The following is an 18812-nucleotide window of genomic DNA, read 5'->3' as shown; positions in this document are numbered from 1 at the left end:
GAGCCTATATATACCGTATTCCCCGGCGATTTTTCGGCGCCCCAGGCGAACGCTGGGATAGAAGAGTTGGTTGGCCTCCGTTTGCGGGATTGCGTGGCTTCAAGATGCTCCCTACTTTTGAGGAGGTGCCCACAGCACTCAAGAGAGGTCTAGCAAAATGGTAGAGCGTTACGCAGTGCACCCTTCCGGCGCTGAGATTCTCATGCGCGAAGGCGAATCTGCCGCGGTGGCATTGGCTCGGTACGAACGCGAACTTGCTGAGATTGCGGAGGCGAAGCTGGTCGCTGAGGCGGTCGATGATGCGCTGACTCTAGACGTTGACGTATCGGCAACCGATGACGTACGGCCCACTGAGACGGGAATGGCGTGGGCAATTCGGAAGATCTTCTCTACCCATCGGCGACCATCAAAAACTGTGGTCTTGTCGGTCGCAGGTTCGCTGGCAGCTCTTTTGCTTTTGGCTGGTGTCGTCACTGCGGCGAATGCCATAAATGCCGGAATAGAAGAGACGGCTCTTCTCGCTGAGAACGCGGAAATTGCGGCGGCCAGGGCCGAAGCGGAGGCGATAAAACAGGAGGAGCAGGAAGATGCTGAGGCGAAGGCCGAGATCGCTCTGAAGAACGGTATCGAGTTTCAGAAGTCTTCCGAGTCTTACATCACTCTTTCCCAGGCAAGTGGTCTCGCGAGAACGATCAAGGATGTTCAGTCGGCACTTGATGGTCATTTGTCCCCAGGGGCGATCAGCTCCCGGATAACCAATCTGAACAGCCTTATCGACAGAGTGGGCCCGAAAGACACTCCAGCGCAGCAAGCTGCGAGGCAGGCTGAAATCCAAGCGGCAGCAGAACAAGAAGCGGCAGCTGTAGCAAAAGAAGCCGCTGAAGCCGCAGAAGCCGCGGCCGCGGCGGCTCAAATCGCGGCGGAAGACGTGTACGTAGAAGCAGTGCAATCAGGTGGGTGGGACGTAGTTGAAGAGAACCGCCCGTACATTCTTCAAGGTGCTCAAGATTTCTGCGACGATCTGACTTCCGCCGAGCAGTCCGCGCAGGCTTTGATCACCGTTATTAAGAAGAATTCTTCTAGCGGTTCGCTCGTGCCATTGGCTGCTACCGCGCTAAGTTGCCCAACCTATTCAACTTGGGTAGATATTTCCGCGGGTGCTTTTGGCGACGGCGGTCGAGCGGTCGGCGATTCTATTTCTGCAGGCACGTACAAAACCGTGCAAAGCAATCTTCGCAATTGTTACTGGGAGCGTTCCAACGGCCAGGGCAACATCATCGACAACAACTTCGTCACTTTTGCCCCGAACTCGATTCGAGTCACGGTCTACAACGGAGAAGGGTTTTCGACTAGTGGCTGCGGTTGGTGGGTTCGAGAATGAAGCAGGTGATCGACCGTGATGAGCGTCGGAGTAACAGACCTGCTTACTGAAGGGCGTCCAGTCCTACGACTCGGCGATGAAGGACAGGTATCCGCAACATTGTGAAGTTTTAAGCCACAACACACACGAAGGACACGAGAGAAACGCTGTGGTGCGGGATCGGAGTGCGAGTCTCGTCGCGCCAAGATTCCGGCCCCTACCGTGCGTGGTGTCGCGCTGCATGCGCGGTCGTCGGTGTTGTTGGCGGCCGGAGCCTACTCAAAGGTGGTGATTGATGCGGTGCATCTCGATATCGCAGACCTGGAGGGTCTCGGTGCTGAGGAGCGGGATGCCGCTGCGCTAGGGTTCACGGCCACGGCCCGCATTCATCCCTCTCAGGTCGCTATTGTGCGCGAAAGTTATGCGCCCACGGTCGAGCAAATCGCCTCAGCACGGGCACTTCTCGCCGCCGCGGAATCGCAGCCCGGAGTCTTCAGCTTTGAGGGTCGCATGGTCGACGGCCCCATCCTGAGGCACGCGGAGTGCGTGGTGGCGCGGGCGGGGTTGCGCGAGGGGTAGGAGGGGGGAAGGTTCGGATCTGACGCGAAGGCGAGCCTTGTCCCGAAACGAGTCGCGAGCAAGGTTCCGCATCTCTGGAAATGAAATCAGTTCCTCGCGGGCGCCTTCGGGTTCCTATATCCCCGGGATAACAATCTTGAAGAACGATCTGCGTGCGAAGAGCACCGTCACAACCCGGACATTCCCCAGCTACTTCACGCCGTCAGCGCCTCGTCAAGATAGGCGCGAAGCGGGGCCTCGCCGTCCCCTCAAAATCTCTAGTCGAATCTGGCAGCGGGCCTAATGCTTCTACTGAAGCTCCTCGATCGCCAGCACAGTTTTTTCGATGTCATTGTCTAAGTTTTCAGCATATCTGCGCAAGGCTTGAGATCGCGAGGTCGCGTTGCTGCGCTCGAACTGTACGGAGTGCTGAATTTTTCTCGTGATCGCAGAAAGGGAGCTCTGAAGCCTTGATTTCTGCTGGTCTAGCAGATCGAGTTGCACGAGCAAATCACGACGATCCTCCTCGTTCTCAGCGACAACAATGAGTTCTCTAACGCGGGTATGGAACTGTGCAGTTCCTTCAAGCGAGGTTTTGAGCTCGCGTGCCTCGGCTTCAAGGTCAGGAAGATGGCGCTTGTGCGGCTTTTTATCGTCACCGGATGAAGCATCAGTTCGAAGGAGTTCCTCTTCGATAACTTGTCTCTCTGCTGTCAACGATTGAAGGCGATCGCTCAAGACCTGTACAGCGCGAAACGGTGCCTCGGAGACCTGCTGGACTTCCCCGATGGATTCGGCACGAATGTCGGGCGATCCTCCGCGATCCTTCGCGTACTGCAGGAATCTCTCAGGCGTATAAAAGTGGATACGTTGATCCGTCGCTTCGTAAAATTCGTCGACGAGCTCGACGCGCGGGCCCATGGTGCGCCCTTTGAAGTTTTGCCACCAGTCCTCTTTGCTGTCGTCGGTTACAAAAATTACTGGCAGTTTTAGCGTTCTTCCTTTATCAAGAACCTGGCGCCATAGGACCAGATCGCCATAACGCTCTGGTTCAGGTTTGGCCTTGTCCTTGAATCCGGGTGGAATCGACTTCTCGTATCTTGCAGCGCCTTCGGTGTAGATGTCAGAGAGTTTATCTTTGCTAAACCCTGTTCCAACGCGGGAGTCAAAGAGGTCCGTGAGAGCGACTAGAACCGTGTCCACTCCGTCGTCAACAATCGGTGATTCGTCGAAGAGTCGGCGGGACTCGGAGATGGTATCTTTCACTTTGGATAGACCCATCTCGAGAGTTGTAGCAATTCCCTGCCGATTCAGCGACTGATGGCTTCTAAAACCGTTTAGCTCTTTCTCCACAAGACTTTGAGCTTTGGAGAGAGCCGACTCGATCGATTCGAAGGCTTGTTCTTGCTGGTCGATCACTTCGAGGCGGTTGCGATGAAATTCGAGGCCCACCTGGTGGGGTAACCACAATCGATCGGTCAGTGAGGTTAAAAGACTTAGGAAGTCTGACCTGGTTGAATCCGAGTATCGATAGAAATTTAACAATGCGTTCGTATCGAGGACGATGAGACCTCTGGCCCACAAATCATCTAGTTGTTCCTTTGAGGGCTGGTAGTAGCCACGGAATTGCTGCTTCATCGAAACCGTTCGTAGTAAGGCTGAGCGGCCCTCAGCTAGTTACACAGTATCTGTTCCAGCGAGTCGACCGCAGGTGTGACCATGTGTTCCGATCCGCAATCCTGTATGGAGCGGAACAGCGAATCTTCAAGCGTCCCTGCGGCCCAATTCTGAACTCTCTAGCTAGAGCGGTCGACGAGACGGTCCTCGTCACCTGATTGCTTCACGCTGATTCCTAGGCCGGCATTCTTGGTTATGCCACTATTTGTTGCATGGGTTTCTTCGACAAGGCAAGCTTGAGGCCGAGCGAGCGGCGGCAGCGGGTCGCGCTTCTAAGTGCTGAGCTGGACATTCAACGCGAAACGGCAGCTGAAAGAGCACGCTCTATACAGGTCAAGGCTTCGTTTTTAGTCGTGGTCGCTGGGCTCTTGGCCGGGACAGCGTTTGACACGCCAGAGGGGTTCGAGCACTTGTGGCTCTCCACTCTTCCGCTCGTGATGGCTCTTGGCACGGTTGTCGCCGCAACTATTGCGCTGTGGCCTGCGCCAGCGGGTGCGATCGACCCAGAAAAAGTTTGGTGGAAGTGGATCGACAACGCTCAGGGAGCGTATGAGCTTGAAATCTACTTATTGAAACTCAAAGTTGTGGCGTATAACGAGATGCAGCTCCGCACGAACGCGCGCGTTACCGCTCTCAAGGTTGGGTTCGTTTTACTTTCAATCGCTATTTCAATAGCGCTCCTGGTATTCATCATGCAGCGCCTTACCTAAGGAATGAATATGGCTAGAACACCGCAGTCTGAACCAGACGGCAACCCAGATGTCGGAGATAGTATTCAGCAGATTCAAGAATCCCCGCGGCCCGCGTCACGGATAGTTGCGGATGTTAGCGATGGGCTGACCACGCTCACGCATTCGGACGGCGAGCACCAAGACAAATCCGGAAGATAGGTTTCGCGGGTGGGGCGAGCGGGAGAATGCTGCTGGACAAAGCTCTCCTCGACCCCTAGAACTCCGCTGTTGCTTTCGGCCGAATATCTGCCTCATCTCATTAGTTAACTGCGAAAGCACCGAGATGCGGACGAACCTCGACCAGCTGCACCTGGGGTCGATTCCCGCTAGTGAACTCGAGCGGCTGCAGAATGGTCCCGCCTAAGGACTCGTTCGAGCGTGGGAATCTGATCGATTTTGGGGTTTAGCGGTGGCAATCAGAACGAACCAGCTGCAGGTGTCTGACGGGCGTTTAGGGAGAGGAATCGCACTTGCCGATCATCGCCGAGTAGCGCGACAGCTGTTATTACCCTTGTGTCGTTTTTGATCCCGTTCGATTGACGAGCTAGTCCTCGATTGCGGGGGGTCGGATCATCCGCAAGTTAGTTATACCCCCCTGATTGATGCAGTCTTCAGCTACCTGATAGACCTGCCAGAAGAATGCCGGATCTGACGCCGCAGAATTGACCGTGACTTCTACAGGAATGTACCGATTGAGTGGCACCGACGTGCCATTGAACGGATATCCGCTTTGATCAACTGTCTGGATCAGCAAGGGGGCCGAACTGGGCCATTCGATACCTATTCGGACTTCATACTCTCCCAGGCCCAATTCCGTGCTCCAAGTCCTGATGAGTGCCATGAAGTCCCCGACTGCGGATTCGATAGCTGCGGAATCAACCTGGCTGTCACGCATCATCTTGCCGCTCGTGCTCCGGTGGCCACCCACTGTGGCAGCCATGCTTACTGAGCCGTTGTCGTGAATCGATGCGCAGGCTCCACGCCAGAGTGCCCTATCTCCCGTCGAAGCGTTGACCGCCACCCAACGACGGAGGCCCGGTCTGGGGTTGTTCACCACGTTTTCGAGAGGGTGAATTCCGTTGTCGCTAGAAAACACCTGGCCCAAGCGCTTTGCACTCGTAAATATTGAACGAGCCTCTGCCCGCTCTCTGCGAACCGTGTTCGTAGAGAGCGATCGAGGGCGCGCGACCGCAACAACGAGGGCGCGCTGGTCACTGCTCCAATTCGTGGCGGTTTCGTCGTACAGCTGAGTCAGGAGCTTGTCTGTGCGGCGTCGTTCCTCTAGCCGAACGCGATATGCAGCCTCGATCTGTCGCTCCTTCATCCACTCGGTGTCAGCGTCGTTGCGAAGGGGGGCACCAAAGAATTTGTCCCTAAAAATCAGATGTGGGCCATCGATGGATGCGGGCACGACCACGACAACGGCCCGTTTGCCAGGAGTGCCAACTGCGTGCACTCCAATGAAGACAGGTGGGGTGATCGCGCCATATGCGGCAGCGCGCAGCGTTCGTTCGTGATTCTCAGTTAAGACGCCAACATCGGTGCGACCCGTTGCACGCTTCTGCTGTTCCGCCACGCCGTAAACTATGACGCCACCGCCGCTGTTGGCCATCGCAGCTACGTCCTTCGGGAAGTCTGTCTCCGCGAGGCCCTTGGTCGGGGGCAGCTCACTCTTCCAGTCGAGGTCATCGGACTCCGAGAGCTCCAGTTCTACGGCGGTATCGACTAAATCGTCGGTGATCGGACTCGGACCTCGGCCTAGGAGTCGGTGAAGCGCGGTGAACAGCATAAGCAACTATCGCAGGTTTGCCTTTATATCGGCTCGTCGAGAAAGCGATCGGGACGCGCGCAAATTGACATAGATTTTCGTGATTTTCGGGCGCGCTAGCTTGCCGGTGAGCGCAATCCTGCGGCTAACGATTAGCAAAATTCTTGTCAAGCGGGCGATTCTTTCTCCACCGTGGTTCCGGTGATGGGGCCCTAGATTGGAGTTGTGAACCCAGAACAAAGAATTCCACCCGTCGAGGATCTGCTGGCTTTTATTGAGGAGCAGGAAACTCGGATGCTCGGTCGCAACTATGACATTGAAAAAACACGCGCACGCGAGTTTCAGTTGCTCTACGGAGTATGTGCCCAAGCGATCCGCTATGCAGGCGCATTTGCTGCGCTCCACCGGACAGGTAGACCGCGCGAAGCAACCGTCCTAGCGAGGCAAGCAATAGAACATGCTGCAACGGCGCAATGGGCGAGATACACAAAAGGCGGTCTCGACCGGCTCGTCGTCACCATCCAAGCGACTCATCTCGACTTTTACAGCAAAATGTCAACCTGGCTCGAGAACGAGCAACTCGTCGAAGCTATGGAAGTTGAGACGGAACGTCTCGGTCAACTTGGCAAAGGCATGCCGCCTGTAGTGGATAGACTTCGTGCCGTCGATCAACGGCATATGCTCGAAATGGTCTACAAACAGCAGTCGCAGCTCGTCCACGTCACCAGTAGTTCCATGACAGGCTTCCTTCGACTAGAGGGCCCAGAGATGACGTTGAATGCCGCACCTGCGGATCCTCAGGGTGCGAACACAACCTATATCGCCGCGATGGCGGCTATGTTCGCCGCTTGGCTGGTGGAGGACCTGATCGTTGGGAAACCGGGAATGGCCCGACTAGATCGGCAGTCCGATGATTTGTTGCTGCCGATAAATGTTGAGAAATCTATTGTTAAAGCTGAATCTGCCTGAGCCCAAGTCGCAGCACTTCCCGCCATGTTTGAAGGTCTCTCGCGGTAATGGCACGACGCGTACCCGAGCGCACGGCGGACAGTTTCAAACTGCAAGGGCTCGACGTCTCGGCTGCTGCTCCTCAAGCGTGTTGACTATGGGGTGCGCGGCACGGTCGAGGCGCGCCCAGATTTCGACGTTATAGAACGGCGGAGTTGGGCGGGTATCGGCGGCAGGCCGCATGTGGTGCTGTCCGCGACCACTGCCTCGGACAACCGATCCCTAGGTCTGACCCAGTGGACTGCACGCCGTGGCTGTCGATCTGATTTAGCGCGCGGCGGGACCGTTCTTCATGGCGAGAGCTAACGTGTATGTGGGTTCGGCATCGTCGAGGCCAAGGACGTGGGGCGCCGATGACGCGGTTCGTGCTCTTGTCGGCCAGAATCTTTAGCGCTCCGTTCGCTTCAATAATTCGGTAGTTGGAAACCATCCGCTGGTGTCGGTGGACCGCCCCTGAACGCCTAGAGCTACACACTTTTCAACTTCTCCCGCAGCTGGCCAACAGTGGGCGCGCCGGCAAAGCCATCCGGAGTGACATAGCGGCGGCAGGCAAGCCCGACCGGGGCATCCGCCTGGGCAAAGTCCACGCCATCGAAGAGGATGCTGGGCGACCCGCGGAACCCCACACGCTCAGCTTCTTCGACCGTGTCGACCAGATGTCGCGACACCGTAATCTCCGGGAACTCTTGTACGAGTTCGGTGATGTGCTGATCGGCAACCTTCCAGTTGGGGCAGCCCTCGAAGTATTGCAGCGTGATTTCCATACCTTCACCGTAAACCTTGAAGTGCACTTGAAGGTCAAGCGTTAGTCTTGCCCAATGCTTATTGGAGAAGTCGCCGATCGCCTGGATGTTCCGCGCCACACGATTCGCTTTTACGAAAAGCAAGGGCTTCTGCCCGAGCCTCAACGGCAAGGCAACGGGTATCGCGACTACGATCCCGCCGTTGTCGACCGAGTCACATTCATCCGCAACAGCCAAGCCGCGGGGCTCACACTGTCGGAAATCATGAGCATCCTGTCGCTGCGGGATGCCGGCGAAGCGCCCTGCACCCACGTCTCAAGCTTGCTCGAACACAAACTAGAAGGCGTACAGGAGCGCCGGAAAGACCTGGCGGCGCTCGAAGCGGAGCTGAAGCAACTCATCCACGAGGCTCAAGCTCTCGACCCGGCCAACTGCACCGAGGCTGAGATCTGCACCATCATCCCTAATGCTCGGGAGTTATAGTGCCCGCAGCAGCTACTTCTCGACGCTTCGTCGGTGCAATCGCGAGCTTCGGCAGCGCGAAACCAGCTGTCAGCTCGTCGTAATCGTGCCAACAATCCAAGGGGTTCCCGTGGCGCAATCCGGTTCCGTCTTGGCGCTACGCGCTGAGCCACCACCTCCGCCTAGGGAAACGTTCTCACCAGAGTTCGCCACCACGTTGTTATCGGCGTCGAGCACATCGAAGAACTTCGCATCTCCAGTGACCGAGTAGCCCTTGGGCCACACGAGAGCTACAGGTCCGCCCTCGGTCTCCGCAATCACGCACCCGTTTGCGCCGATCTTTAGAGTTCCCTCAAGTAGCGCTTCCATCCCGCTGAGCTGCGCTGAGTTCGATGTTGCCAGCCGCACAGAGTCAGCCGCGCCAGTGTGCGACGGGGTAGCGGACGTACATGCGCTGAGGGCCATTGCTAATGCGACTACGACCGAAAGCGTGGCCAGCTTTCTCGAAAATGTATCCATGGCAGAGGATGCTACTCCTCGAACGTATTGACCATGGCGTGCGCGGCACGGTCGAGGTACGCCCAGATTTCGGCGTCGTAGAGCGGCGGTAGTTCGAGAGTGTCGAGGGCGTTGCGCATGTGATGTAGCCAGCGGTCACGGGCATCCGGGTTCACCTTGAAGGGCATGTGGCGCTGGCGCAGGCGGGGGTGCCCGCGTTCCTGGCTGTACGTGTTCGGGCCGCCCCAATACTGTTCCAAGAAACCCGTCAGGCGCTGGATGGCACCCTCGAGGTCGGGCTGCTCCGGATACATCGGCAGCAGAACCTCATCCGTTGCCACACCCACATAGAACTCGCGCACCAACTTCTCGAACGTGTCGCGACCACCAATAAGTTCCCACATCGAATCGGCCGGAGCATCCGGAGTCACCGCCGGTTTCGCAATGATGCGAATCTTCGGGCGCTTCGCGGGCTCCGCCGCGTTCGCAGTCTCGGCTACGTTCTCGGCGCCGGCGCCAGCTGCATTCTCAGGCTCAGCTACATTCTCAGAGTCGGTCATTTCTTGGGCTTCTCCTCGCCAAAGTTCACGGGCACCGGGCGCGTGCGGGGCGGTCGTGCACCGCGCACACTGGCAGCACCCTCAAAGCCACTCAACACGATCGAGTTCAAAGCGGGAAGTTTGACACCCGCCTCATCCAAATCCTTCTTCAAACGAGCCCGCAGCTCGCGAGCAACATCATCCTTCGTCGCGGATGCCGTCTTCACCACCAGGCGAACCACCACCGCCTCCGACGAAATAGATTCAATGCCCCAAATCTCGGGCTGCTCCAAGATGCGAGTCGTCCACTTGGGAGTCTTATAGAGGTCGACGGCGGTTTTCAGGATGCGCTCCTGCACGGCATCCACATCGGAGTCGTAGGGCACAGCAAGATCAATGATCACGCGCGCCCACCCCTGCGACATATTGCCGACCCGGGTGATCTCACCGTTGCGCACAAACCACAGGGTTCCGTTCACATCGCGCACCTGTGTGGTGCGGATGTCGACAGACTCAACAACACCAACAGCCGGTCCGAGATCAACAATGTCGCCAACGCCCAACTGGTCCTCGGCCACCATGAAGAGACCATTCAGCACGTCCTTCACGACGTTTTGGGCACCAAAACCTAGACCAGCACCGGTCGCTGCGGTGATGAGGGCGAACGCGCCCGTGGCGCCAGGAACGAAGAGATTGAAGAGCAGAAGCAGCACGACGATCACAATGGCAACCGTGACCAGACTAGAAAGCACCCCGCCCAGAGTGCGAGTGCGCTGCACAACACGAACGGCCGCCAGTGGCGAGGTCATCAAGACCTGAGTGTCGTGAATATTCTCTTTGTGCTTCACACCATTAACGATGCGGTCAACGACACGCTTGATGACGAAGACCAGAACGAAGCGAATGAGCCACGCGCCGAGAATGATCGCGAAGCCTTCGACAATCGGCCATGCGTCAAAAAACGCCTCAATGTTGGCGCGCAATCCGCCCAACGTGAAATCTTCCATGCATGGGAGCCTAGCGAGCGACTGCTGAATAGTCGCCGCTAGGCTCCCGCACGCACGCCGTGTGGCGTCTGGGTGCTACCAGTTGTCGCGAGCCTGAACTACCAGCGCACGCTCAACCCCCGCAAGGTTCTCCACGATGATGCGGCGCAAAGCCGGAACATCAGGGTTCGCCTCAAGCCACGCGTTCGTGGCATCCACGAGTCCTTGGCTGGCCAACGGTGCCGGGTAGAGGCCACGCAGGACCGTCTCGGCAATCGAGTAGCTACGGTTCGTCCACACATCGTTGATCGCCTCGAAGTACGGAGCCACAAAAGCTTCCAGCACTGCGGGGTCGTTGACGTGGGTATAGCCCATGGTCACGTTGCGCACGATCGCATTCGGCGCCTTGTCACTCTTCACGAGCGAATCGAAGGCGGCCTGCTTGCCAGCTTCAGTCGGAATCGTTGCGCGAACCCGAGCCGCAGCCTGCTGACCGTTCGCCGTCTTGTCCTTGGCGAGAGCCTCATCCACTTCAGCATCACCGGCAGCACCGTTGAGCACGAGGCCCTCCAAAAGCTCCCAGCTCAGGTCAGTGTCAATCTCGAGACCCTCAAGCGTGGTCGAACCGCTGAGCAGGGCGCGAAGCACCGTGACGTGCTGTTCGGTGGAGGCCACATTCGCAAAGTACTTCACGAACTGGAACTGAGCATCCGACCCCGCCTCAGCACTCTGAGCGAGACCCCAGAGGGTGTCGCCGATCTTCTCGATCGTGGCCGTACGACGCTCCGGAGCAACGTACTGCTTCGCCACCAGAACCAGCTGCGCGAGAGTGGTGCGGATGGTGGTCGACTCGGTCTCCGACGCAATGTTGCCGAGAACTAGGCCAACATAATCGCTGGCCGGAGTCTCAGCATCACGAGCAGCATCCCACGCGGCACCCCACACGATGGCGCGAGCCAGCGGGTCAGTGATGTCCGAGAGGTGCTTCATCGCGACAGCAAGCGACGAGTCATCGAGACGGATCTTCGCGTAAGCGAGGTCGTCGTCATTGATCAGGATCAGATCAGGGCGCTTCGTGCCCACAAGCTCAGGAACCTCGGTGTGCTCACCCTCAACATCGATCTCGATGCGGTGGTGACGAACAAGCTTGTCACCCTGCAACGAGTAGTAACCAATAGCGAGACGGTGCGGGCGAATCGTGGGGTAGTCGGCAGCCGCGGTCTGAACGATCGCGAAGCTCTCGACAGTGCCATCCTCAGCGGTGACAATTTCCGGGCGCAGCGTGTTCACACCAGCGGTCTCAAGCCAGAGCTTGCTCCACTCCATGAGCTCGCGGCCACTGGTCTTCTCCAGCTCGACCAGCAGGTCCTTGAGTTCGGTGTTGCCGTAGGCGTGCTTCTTGAAGTACGCGGCAACGCCGGCCATGAACGCTTCGAGGCCAACCCAGGCAACGAGCTGCTTGAGAATCGAGCCACCCTTGGCGTAGGTGATGCCATCGAAGTTGACGAGAACATCATCGAGGTCGTTGATCGAGGCGTAGACGGGGTGGGTCGAGGGAAGCTGGTCCTGCTTGTAGGCCCAGCTCTTCTCCATGGCCGCGAACGTGGTCCACGCTTCGGTCCACTCGGTAGCTTCAGCGGTCGCGATGGTGGATGCCCACTCAGCAAATGACTCGTTGAGCCAGAGGTCGTTCCACCACTTCATGGTGACGAGGTCGCCGAACCACATGTGAGCCAGCTCGTGCAGAATCGTGACAACGCGACGTTCCTTGATGGCGTCGGTCACCTTCGAACGGAACACATACGTCTCGGTGAACGTGACAGCGCCCGCGTTCTCCATCGCACCCGCGTTGAACTCGGGGACGAACATCTGGTCGTACTTCTCGAAGGGGTAGGGGTACTGGAAGTGCTTTTCGAAGTACTCGAAGCCCTGCTTGGTTTTCTCGAAAATGTAGTCAGCATCGAGGTACTCGCTCAGCGAGGCACGCGTGAAGATTCCGAGGGGGATGACACGGCCATCGCTCGAGGTGAGCTCGTCGCGAACCTCGGCATACGGGCCCGCCACAATCGCGGTGATGTAGCTCGACATGATCTGAGTGGGTGGGAACTCCCACGTGGCATTCTCGCCATCCACTGTTGGAGTCGGCGTGGGGGAGTTGCTAATCAGAGCCCAGCGTGCCGGTGCCGTCACCGTGAACTGGAACGTTGCCTTGAGGTCAGGCTGCTCGAACACAGCGAAGACGCGACGCGAATCCGGCACCTCGAACTGCGAGTAGAGGTACACCTCATCGTCAACAGGGTCAACGAAGCGGTGCAGGCCCTCACCAGTGTTGGTGTATTCGGCATCCGCCACAACCTCAAGAACGTTGTTCTCAGCAAGGTTGTCGAGCTGGATACGCACACCATCGTTCACGGCAGCAACATCAAGAGCGGTGCCGTTGAGCGTGACCGAATCAACCGTGCGGGTGATCGAATCAATGAAAGTGGATGCGCCAGCAGTGGCAGTAAAGCGAACAGTCGTGCTGCTCTTAAACGTCTCAGGACCCGTTGTGAGGTCAAGCGCAATCTCATAGCTGTCAACGTTGACAATCGCTTTACGTTCTTGCGCTTCAACTCGGGTGAGGTTCTCTCCGGGCACGTACAACTCCTTCGTTTTGGGGCGGTTTGTGACCGCACCCAACTAGCTTATGCCGCGCCCGCAGAATGTCAGCAATAGCGGATGATCGCGACCGTAGACTGGGCGAATGCGCATCCATATCGCCACCGATCATGCCGGCCTCGAGTTCAGTGCCACCCTGCAGCAGCACCTCACCGACGCCGGCCACGAAGTGATCGATCACGGCCCCGTTCAGTACGACGCTCTCGACGATTACCCTGGGTTCTGCATTGCCGCAGCGCTCGGTGTTGCCGCCGACCAGACTGCCGGTATCGAAGCGCTCGGTGTTGTCTTTGGCGGGTCAGGAAACGGTGAGCAGATTGCCGCTAACAAGGTGAAAGGCATCCGCGCCGCCCTCGTCTGGAATGACTCGACCGCCGCGCTCGCGCGCCAGCACAATGACGCCAATGTCATCTCTATTGGCGCTCGCCAGCACACCGTCGACGAGGCCACACGTTTCATCGACCTGTTCATCGCCGAGCCATTCTCCGGTGAAGAGCGCCACGCCCGCCGCATCGCGCAGCTCGCCGAATACGAGACGACAGGCGCCATCGCCGCGCACCCCTTCGAGCAGTAATGCCTGAGGGGCATTCCGTACATCGCATTGCGCGCCAGTTCGCGCTGCACTTTGTCGGCAAAACCGTCGCCGTGTCATCACCGCAAGGTCGCTTTGCTGCGGGTGCTGAACGCATCGACGGACTTCGGATGCTCAGCGCCAAAGCCGTGGGCAAGCAGATGTTCCTCGAATTCGAGCACGACCGCTGGCTGCGCGTGCACCTCGGGCTCTACGGAGCCTGGGATTTCGCCGGCAACTTCACCGCCGACGCGACCACGGCATCCGCTGCTGGCCGCATGGGGCAAACCAACCAGCACGGAACCGTTATTGATGGTGCGGCTGTTGATGGTGGGGATGCCGGTGGTTCGATTGCTAGCGGCGCGGCTAGTCGCGACACCGTCGTGGGGGAGCACGAAGACTCCCTCGCGAGCATCGGTGCCCCGCGCCGCACACGCTTGCGGATGTCGGAGCAAGAGAAAGCCAGCGATGCGCCTTCAGAATTCCCGCCAGAGCCCATCGGCGCCGTTCGCGTTCGCCTCCTGACCGACACCACCTGTGCTGACCTGCGCGGGCCAACGGCCTGCGAAGTGCTCAATCCTGACGAAGTGCAGATCGCGCTCAACAAGCTCGGGCCCGACCCTCTCGTCGATGACAATGGCGAGGCCGAAGAACGCTTCGTCGCCACGGTGCGCAAAAAGCAGACCGGCATCGGCATCCTGCTTATGGATCAGTCGGTCGTCAGCGGCATCGGCAATGTTTACCGCGCCGAGATTTTGTTCCGCGCTCGCCTCGACCCCCACACGCCGGGAAAGCTCATCCCCGAAGAACTTTTGCGCGAACTCTGGAGGGACTGGGCGCGCCTGCTCGAAATCGGTGTGCGCACCGGGCAGATGATGACCATGGAAGGCCTCACCGGCGACGACTACACGGCCGCGCTCGCAAACCGCGCCGACCGACACTGGGTTTATCACCGTGAAGGTCTCCCGTGCCGCGTGTGTGGAACGAATATCGCCATGGAACTGGCCTCGGCGCGCAAACTGTACTGGTGCCCTAATTGTCAGGCACCATTAGGCACCAACCCTCAGGGAGGCTGACATGCGACACACCCCCACCTACGTCATCACTGACCCGGCCGAAGTGCGCCGACTCGTCAGCGAAAACCCGTGGGCCACGATCGTGTCACCAACCTCGAACGGCATGGTCGCCTCGCACTATCCAGTGATGCTCGAAGAGCGCGACGATCAGATCAGTCTCGTCAGTCACTTCGGGCGCCCCGATGACGAACTGCACGAACTCGGCCAGCACGAAGTACTCGTCATTATTCAGGGACCGCACGGCTACATTTCGTCAAGCTGGTACCCCGAAGGCGATGACATCCCCACCTGGAACCATGCCACCGCCCACCTTTACGGCACCCCCGAGATCCTCAGTGAAGAAGAGAATTTTCGGGTGCTGAGTGAACTCGTCGATCACTTCGAACACCATGTCGAGCATCCGGTCAGCCTCAAGGATGACGAAGCCGGCGCTCGCCGAACCGCCAAAGGAACCGTCGGCCTGCGCATTGTCATCGACCGCTTCGACGCCCGCCTGAAGATGAGCCAGAACAAAAAGCCAGAAGTGCACCAGCACATCATTGATGAACTCAACTCAAATGGCACGTACAGTAGCCCAGAACTGGCCGCAGAAATGACAAGGGCACGACCGAGTGAAACTGAGTAACGCCCGCATCGTCGGAGATGATGCAACACGTTTCGTAGACGTGACCCTCACCGAGGGACGAATCTCATCCATCGAGCCGCACGACGCTTCGGCGACCGAAGCACACGACGACACCGTCGACCTTGACGGCCGCTGGATCATGCCCGGTCTCTGGGATCAGCACGTGCACTCCAGCATGTGGGCCCAACAGTCCCAGCGAATCGACCTGAGCCACACCACCTCAGCGACCGAAGTCGCGGTTACTCTCGCCACCTCCGTTCTGGCGCACTCCGATGGCATCATCGTCGGCCAAGGATTCCGGGACGCGCTCTGGCCAGACCAGCCCACCCGGGCACTGCTCGACTCCGCCGTTGCCGACATCGCCGTCGTGCTCGTCAGTGGCGACCTGCACTCCTGCTGGCTCAATAGCCTCGCCCTCGAACGGTTCGGCTTCTACGAGCATCCGACCGGATTTCTTCGTGAAGAAGAAGCCTTTGCGGTGGGAAGCGCGCTCAGCCGAGTCGAACCCGAAATTCTCGATGGCTGGATTCGCGACAGCGCACAAGAAGCAGCATCGCGCGGAGTCGTCGGCATTGTCGACCTCGAAATGACGTGGGAGTTCGACAACTGGCACCGCCGTATGCTCGAAGGCTTCGACCTGTTCCGGGTGCGCGTTGGCGTCTACCCGCGGTTCCTGGAACGAGCAATATCCGAAGGCCTCGCAACCGGGCAACAACTCGCCCCCCTTCTTGAGGTCGGGCCATTCAAAGTCATCACCGATGGCTCGCTCAACACCCGAACCGCGTACTGCATGGAGCCCTACCCCGGAGATGGCGAAAACCGGGGAATGCTAAATATCCCCACCGACGAACTCATCGACTGGATTCGCACCGCAAGTGACGCCGGCCTTTCGCCGGCCGTGCACGCCATCGGCGACGACGCCAACCGGCTTGCCCTCGACGCTTTCGAGGCCGTCGGATGCGGTGGCCGCATCGAGCACGCTCAGTTGCTTTCCCCTGAAGACATTCCTCGTTTCGCCGCTCTCGGAATTGCCGCAAGCGTGCAACCCGAACACGCCATGGATGACCGAGATGTAGCAGACGCTTACTGGGCTGGTCGCACCCACCGCACCATCGCGTTGCGAGCGTTGCTCGACGCTGGCGCGGAACTCCTCATGGGTTCTGACGCTCCGGTTGCTCCGCTCGACCCGTGGGCCACCATCGCCTCGGCGGTCAGTCGCAGTCGCGATGGGCGCGAGCCGTGGCATCCAGAACAGCGCATCACTATCGACGAAGCATTGCGGGCATCGACCCAATCAACAATCGCCGTCGGCGAGGTCGCCGACATTCTGGTGACACGAAAAAACCCGCTCGACTGCAGCGGTGAAGAACTGCGGGCGATGCGGGTTGATGCGACGATTCTTGATGGTCGCTTCACTCACAACGAGTTGTAGAACAACACATCGCAGGCAAAGCGACCACCAGAAAAGTTACTTGGTGGCGAGGTGGGCGAAGAGGAACCAGCGGTCCTTCTCAAGCCCACGAGCGATCTCAATCGCGACGTCTTCGCTGACCTTGTCGAGCTCGCCGAGCTCATCGACTGCGGTGCGCACGGTGACGAGCGTTGCGTCGATCGCAGCGATGACCTGAGCGATGACCTCGTCAGACTGCTGGAATCCAGCCGTCATGCTCGGGGTTGTTGCCTTGGCGCCGACGGTCTGGGTGCGGGCATCAATCGGGAGTCCAAGGGCCACAACACGCTCAGCGGCGGTGTCTGCCCATTCGCGGGCGTGGTCGACGATCACGTCGAGGAGTTCGTGTACGGCCTGAAAGTTGACACCACGAACGTGCCAGTGAGCCTGCTTGCCATCAATCGACAGTGCAGTGAGGTCGGTGACTACCGGACCCAAAAACTGGGCAACACCCGAGGTGACGTCAGGATCGGCTGAGGTCTGCGGAACTGCTTTAATCTCGGTCATTTGTGCTCCTTCGTTGTTCTTCAGATTCAACGTTACGACGCAGCAAAAATTTCACAAGCAAGCTGAGGCAACGCTAACCAGCCGCAACTCGACTCACGGGGGCTAACCCCACTGTCGATCGGTGAGCATCCACTCTGTTCGCCGTCCCTCGATTTCGTGATCCTGAATAAGGCAAACATCTGCCCTGTAATGCGCGAGACTAAAGCGAGAGACCAATGACGACACAGACAGCAGTAAAACCCCGCAACCCGTACTGGCAGCTGTGGCGCAGCACGCCAAAAGAGGTGTTGTACCTGATGCTGGGCTTCCCGATCGCGATGACCGGGTTTGGTGTGGCCATCTCTCTCGTCGCCACCGGCATCGGCACCCTTGCTATCTTCCTCATCGGTTTCTTCGTGATGATCCTCGCGCTGTACGTCGGTCGCGGCTTCGGGCTCGTACACGTCAACCTTCTGGAGTGGGCCGGCCGCCAGAAACTTGAACGCCCCGACTGGCAAGACGACCGTGCCGCCACCGGATTCGGCGGGTGGTTGAGCGCAACGCTCGGCAACCCGCACTACTGGCTGTACCTGCTGCACACCACCATCTTGGGCTTCGTTCTCACCCTCATCACCTGGACAATCTCATTCGTGTGGGTTGTTGTCGGGCTGACCGGGCTCTCGTCCTGGTTCGTTCGCAGTCAAGTCGATGGGGAAAACTCCGACTGGTCGCTCGGAGAATGGTTCTTCGGACTCCTCGGCGTAAACACCACCGGCTGGAACCTTGAAATCGCCGACAACATCGTCGCCTTCGCCGTCGGACTCATCTTCATCGCGACGCTGCCCTTCGTCACACGCGGTCTCGTCCTGACCCAGTGGTGGCTTGCCCGCGGAACCCTCACGGCCTTCAGGTCGGACGGGCTGCGCCGTGAAGTGCAGTCCCTCGAAGAGTCGCGCGGCGCGGCCCTCTCAGCAGAAGGCCACTCTCTTCGTCGCCTTGAACGCGACATCCACGACGGTCCGCAACAGCGCCTCGTACGACTGCAAATGGATCTTGCCGCCGCCGAACGCCAACTCGACACCGACCCAGAGAAAGCTCGTCAGCTGTTGACGGAAGCCCAAGCGCAGTCATCCGAGGCCCTCGAAGAATTGCGGGCACTTTCTCGCGGTTTCGCACCGCCGCTCTTGCTCGATCGCGGCCTTGTCGCTGCCCTCGAATCGGTGGCCACACGCTCCGTCGTGCCGACCTCGCTCACTTCAGAGCTTCCGGCCCCACTCATCTTGCCCGGTGAGATCGAACGAGCGTCGTACTTCGTGGTTGCTGAGTTGCTGACGAATGTCGCGAAACATGCTCAGGCCAGCCACGCCGAGGTGCACTTGAGCACTGAGCTGGCTGACGACCGTTCGTGGCTACTAGTGAAGGTCACCGATGACGGTCAGGGCGGCGCCGCTATCACCGCCGAGCACGGCTTGGCCGGAATCGCGGAACGCGTTCGCGGCGTCGGTGGAAGCTTCGAAATCGAAAGCCCTGAAGGCGGGCCCACCTCGGTGACGGCGCGACTACCGTTACCGAAGCAGAGTGCAGAACAGGCTCCCGTTGCCCTCTAGTCTTGAGCG

General features: G+C 58.8%; 17 protein-coding genes and 1 pseudogene. 10 read left to right on the top strand and 8 right to left on the bottom strand.

The window, feature by feature from the left end; all coding sequences use genetic code 11:
• The first annotated feature begins 157 nt into the window (after positions 1-157).
• On the top strand, positions 158-1381 hold the full coding sequence (locus tag AC1ENN_RS08915; RefSeq protein ID WP_480405877.1) for a hypothetical protein: 1224 nt from the start codon (positions 158-160) through the stop codon (positions 1379-1381).
• Between the two features lie 173 nt (positions 1382-1554).
• Positions 1555-1939, top strand: a pseudogene (locus tag AC1ENN_RS08910) (CoA ester lyase); the annotation flags it as partial.
• A 288-nt stretch (positions 1940-2227) separates the two neighbouring features.
• Here the strand turns inward: AC1ENN_RS08910 and AC1ENN_RS08905 are convergent.
• Positions 2228-3556 (bottom strand): PIN-like domain-containing protein, encoded by a 1329-nt coding sequence (locus AC1ENN_RS08905; protein WP_480405876.1) that lies wholly within the window; start codon positions 3554-3556, stop codon positions 2228-2230.
• A gap of 407 nt (positions 3557-3963) precedes the next feature.
• Here AC1ENN_RS08905 and AC1ENN_RS08900 point away from each other — a divergent pair, with 407 nt between their 5' ends.
• Positions 3964-4305: a hypothetical protein gene (locus tag AC1ENN_RS08900; RefSeq protein ID WP_480405875.1), complete on the top strand. Its 342-nt coding sequence runs from the start codon at positions 3964-3966 to the stop codon at positions 4303-4305.
• A 565-nt stretch (positions 4306-4870) separates the two neighbouring features.
• Here the strand turns inward: AC1ENN_RS08900 and AC1ENN_RS08895 are convergent.
• Positions 4871-6115 (bottom strand): AlbA family DNA-binding domain-containing protein, encoded by a 1245-nt coding sequence (locus tag AC1ENN_RS08895; RefSeq protein ID WP_480405874.1) that lies wholly within the window; start codon positions 6113-6115, stop codon positions 4871-4873.
• Positions 6116-6319: 204 nt separating this feature from the next.
• Between AC1ENN_RS08895 and AC1ENN_RS08890 the strand changes: the two genes are divergently transcribed.
• Positions 6320-7063, top strand: coding sequence for a DUF5677 domain-containing protein (locus AC1ENN_RS08890; RefSeq protein ID WP_480405873.1), 744 nt, complete (start codon positions 6320-6322; stop codon positions 7061-7063).
• A 506-nt stretch (positions 7064-7569) separates the two neighbouring features.
• Here AC1ENN_RS08890 and AC1ENN_RS08885 read toward each other — a convergent pair.
• Positions 7570-7866, bottom strand: coding sequence for a thioredoxin family protein (locus AC1ENN_RS08885; RefSeq protein WP_480405872.1), 297 nt, complete (start codon positions 7864-7866; stop codon positions 7570-7572).
• A 54-nt stretch (positions 7867-7920) separates the two neighbouring features.
• On the opposite strand from AC1ENN_RS08885, the gene AC1ENN_RS08880 reads away from it, so the two are divergent.
• The gene (locus tag AC1ENN_RS08880; protein WP_480390940.1) at positions 7921-8328 is read left to right on the top strand and encodes a heavy metal-responsive transcriptional regulator; all 408 of its coding nucleotides are present in this window, start codon (positions 7921-7923) and stop codon (positions 8326-8328) included.
• Positions 8329-8397: 69 nt separating this feature from the next.
• On the opposite strand, the gene AC1ENN_RS08875 is transcribed toward AC1ENN_RS08880, so the two are convergent.
• The 4 genes from AC1ENN_RS08875 to pepN all read right to left on the bottom strand — a co-directional run bounded on the left by AC1ENN_RS08875 (position 8398) and on the right by pepN (position 12967).
• Positions 8398-8826 carry a hypothetical protein gene (locus tag AC1ENN_RS08875; protein ID WP_480405871.1) on the bottom strand — a complete coding sequence of 143 codons (429 nt, stop codon included), beginning with the start codon at positions 8824-8826 and terminating at the stop codon, positions 8398-8400.
• 11 nt (positions 8827-8837) lie between these two features.
• The gene (locus AC1ENN_RS08870) at positions 8838-9209 is read right to left on the bottom strand and encodes a globin (protein ID WP_480392171.1); all 372 of its coding nucleotides are present in this window, start codon (positions 9207-9209) and stop codon (positions 8838-8840) included.
• Positions 9210-9361: 152 nt separating this feature from the next.
• Positions 9362-10351 (bottom strand): mechanosensitive ion channel family protein, encoded by a 990-nt coding sequence (locus tag AC1ENN_RS08865; RefSeq protein WP_480390938.1) that lies wholly within the window; start codon positions 10349-10351, stop codon positions 9362-9364.
• Positions 10352-10426: 75 nt separating this feature from the next.
• Positions 10427-12967 carry an aminopeptidase N gene (gene pepN, locus AC1ENN_RS08860; protein WP_480405870.1) on the bottom strand — a complete coding sequence of 847 codons (2541 nt, stop codon included), beginning with the start codon at positions 12965-12967 and terminating at the stop codon, positions 10427-10429.
• A 106-nt stretch (positions 12968-13073) separates the two neighbouring features.
• On the opposite strand from pepN, the gene AC1ENN_RS08855 reads away from it, so the two are divergent.
• Genes AC1ENN_RS08855 through AC1ENN_RS08840 form a run of 4 tightly spaced genes read left to right on the top strand, consistent with a single transcriptional unit; the run spans position 13074 to position 16692 of the window.
• On the top strand, positions 13074-13562 hold the full coding sequence (locus AC1ENN_RS08855; protein WP_480390936.1) for a ribose-5-phosphate isomerase: 489 nt from the start codon (positions 13074-13076) through the stop codon (positions 13560-13562).
• Complete coding sequence (locus AC1ENN_RS08850; protein WP_480390935.1) at positions 13562-14635, top strand: Fpg/Nei family DNA glycosylase; 1074 nt, start codon at positions 13562-13564, stop codon at positions 14633-14635. Before AC1ENN_RS08855 ends, AC1ENN_RS08850 begins: the two co-directional genes overlap by 1 nt.
• 1 nt (position 14636) lies before the next feature.
• Positions 14637-15260: an FMN-binding negative transcriptional regulator gene (locus tag AC1ENN_RS08845; RefSeq protein WP_480390934.1), complete on the top strand. Its 624-nt coding sequence runs from the start codon at positions 14637-14639 to the stop codon at positions 15258-15260.
• Positions 15247-16692, top strand: coding sequence for an amidohydrolase (locus AC1ENN_RS08840; RefSeq protein WP_480405869.1), 1446 nt, complete (start codon positions 15247-15249; stop codon positions 16690-16692). Before AC1ENN_RS08845 ends, AC1ENN_RS08840 begins: the two co-directional genes overlap by 14 nt.
• Before the next feature lie 36 nt (positions 16693-16728).
• Here the strand turns inward: AC1ENN_RS08840 and AC1ENN_RS08835 are convergent, their stop codons facing one another.
• Complete coding sequence (locus AC1ENN_RS08835; protein WP_197105938.1) at positions 16729-17217, bottom strand: Dps family protein; 489 nt, start codon at positions 17215-17217, stop codon at positions 16729-16731.
• 215 nt (positions 17218-17432) lie between these two features.
• Here AC1ENN_RS08835 and AC1ENN_RS08830 point away from each other — a divergent pair, with 215 nt between their 5' ends.
• The gene (locus AC1ENN_RS08830) at positions 17433-18803 is read left to right on the top strand and encodes a sensor histidine kinase (protein ID WP_480405868.1); all 1371 of its coding nucleotides are present in this window, start codon (positions 17433-17435) and stop codon (positions 18801-18803) included.
• Positions 18804-18812 lie beyond the last annotated feature (9 nt).

The sequence above is a fragment of the Rhodoglobus sp. G.S.23 genome, from assembly GCF_056675935.1.
Note: the sequence above shows the minus strand (reverse complement) of the source record. Positions and strands in the feature narration are given on the sequence as shown.

Excerpts from the sequence above, each read along its gene's own strand:
- AC1ENN_RS08915 (WP_480405877.1), top strand. The coding sequence starts at position 158 with ATGGTAGAGCGTTACGCAGTGCACCCTTCCGGCGCTGAGATTCTCATG.
- AC1ENN_RS08905 (WP_480405876.1), bottom strand. The coding sequence starts at position 3,556 with ATGAAGCAGCAATTCCGTGGCTACTACCAGCCCTCAAAGGAACAACTA.
- AC1ENN_RS08895 (WP_480405874.1), bottom strand. The coding sequence starts at position 6,115 with ATGCTGTTCACCGCGCTTCACCGACTCCTAGGCCGAGGTCCGAGTCCG.
- AC1ENN_RS08885 (WP_480405872.1), bottom strand. The coding sequence starts at position 7,866 with ATGGAAATCACGCTGCAATACTTCGAGGGCTGCCCCAACTGGAAGGTT.
- AC1ENN_RS08880 (WP_480390940.1), top strand. The coding sequence starts at position 7,921 with ATGCTTATTGGAGAAGTCGCCGATCGCCTGGATGTTCCGCGCCACACG.
- AC1ENN_RS08875 (WP_480405871.1), bottom strand. The coding sequence starts at position 8,826 with ATGGATACATTTTCGAGAAAGCTGGCCACGCTTTCGGTCGTAGTCGCA.
- AC1ENN_RS08870 (WP_480392171.1), bottom strand. The coding sequence starts at position 9,209 with ATGTGGGAACTTATTGGTGGTCGCGACACGTTCGAGAAGTTGGTGCGC.
- AC1ENN_RS08865 (WP_480390938.1), bottom strand. The coding sequence starts at position 10,351 with ATGGAAGATTTCACGTTGGGCGGATTGCGCGCCAACATTGAGGCGTTT.
- AC1ENN_RS08855 (WP_480390936.1), top strand. The coding sequence starts at position 13,074 with ATGCGCATCCATATCGCCACCGATCATGCCGGCCTCGAGTTCAGTGCC.
- AC1ENN_RS08850 (WP_480390935.1), top strand. The coding sequence starts at position 13,562 with ATGCCTGAGGGGCATTCCGTACATCGCATTGCGCGCCAGTTCGCGCTG.
- AC1ENN_RS08845 (WP_480390934.1), top strand. The coding sequence starts at position 14,637 with ATGCGACACACCCCCACCTACGTCATCACTGACCCGGCCGAAGTGCGC.
- AC1ENN_RS08835 (WP_197105938.1), bottom strand. The coding sequence starts at position 17,217 with ATGACCGAGATTAAAGCAGTTCCGCAGACCTCAGCCGATCCTGACGTC.
- AC1ENN_RS08830 (WP_480405868.1), top strand. The coding sequence starts at position 17,433 with ATGACGACACAGACAGCAGTAAAACCCCGCAACCCGTACTGGCAGCTG.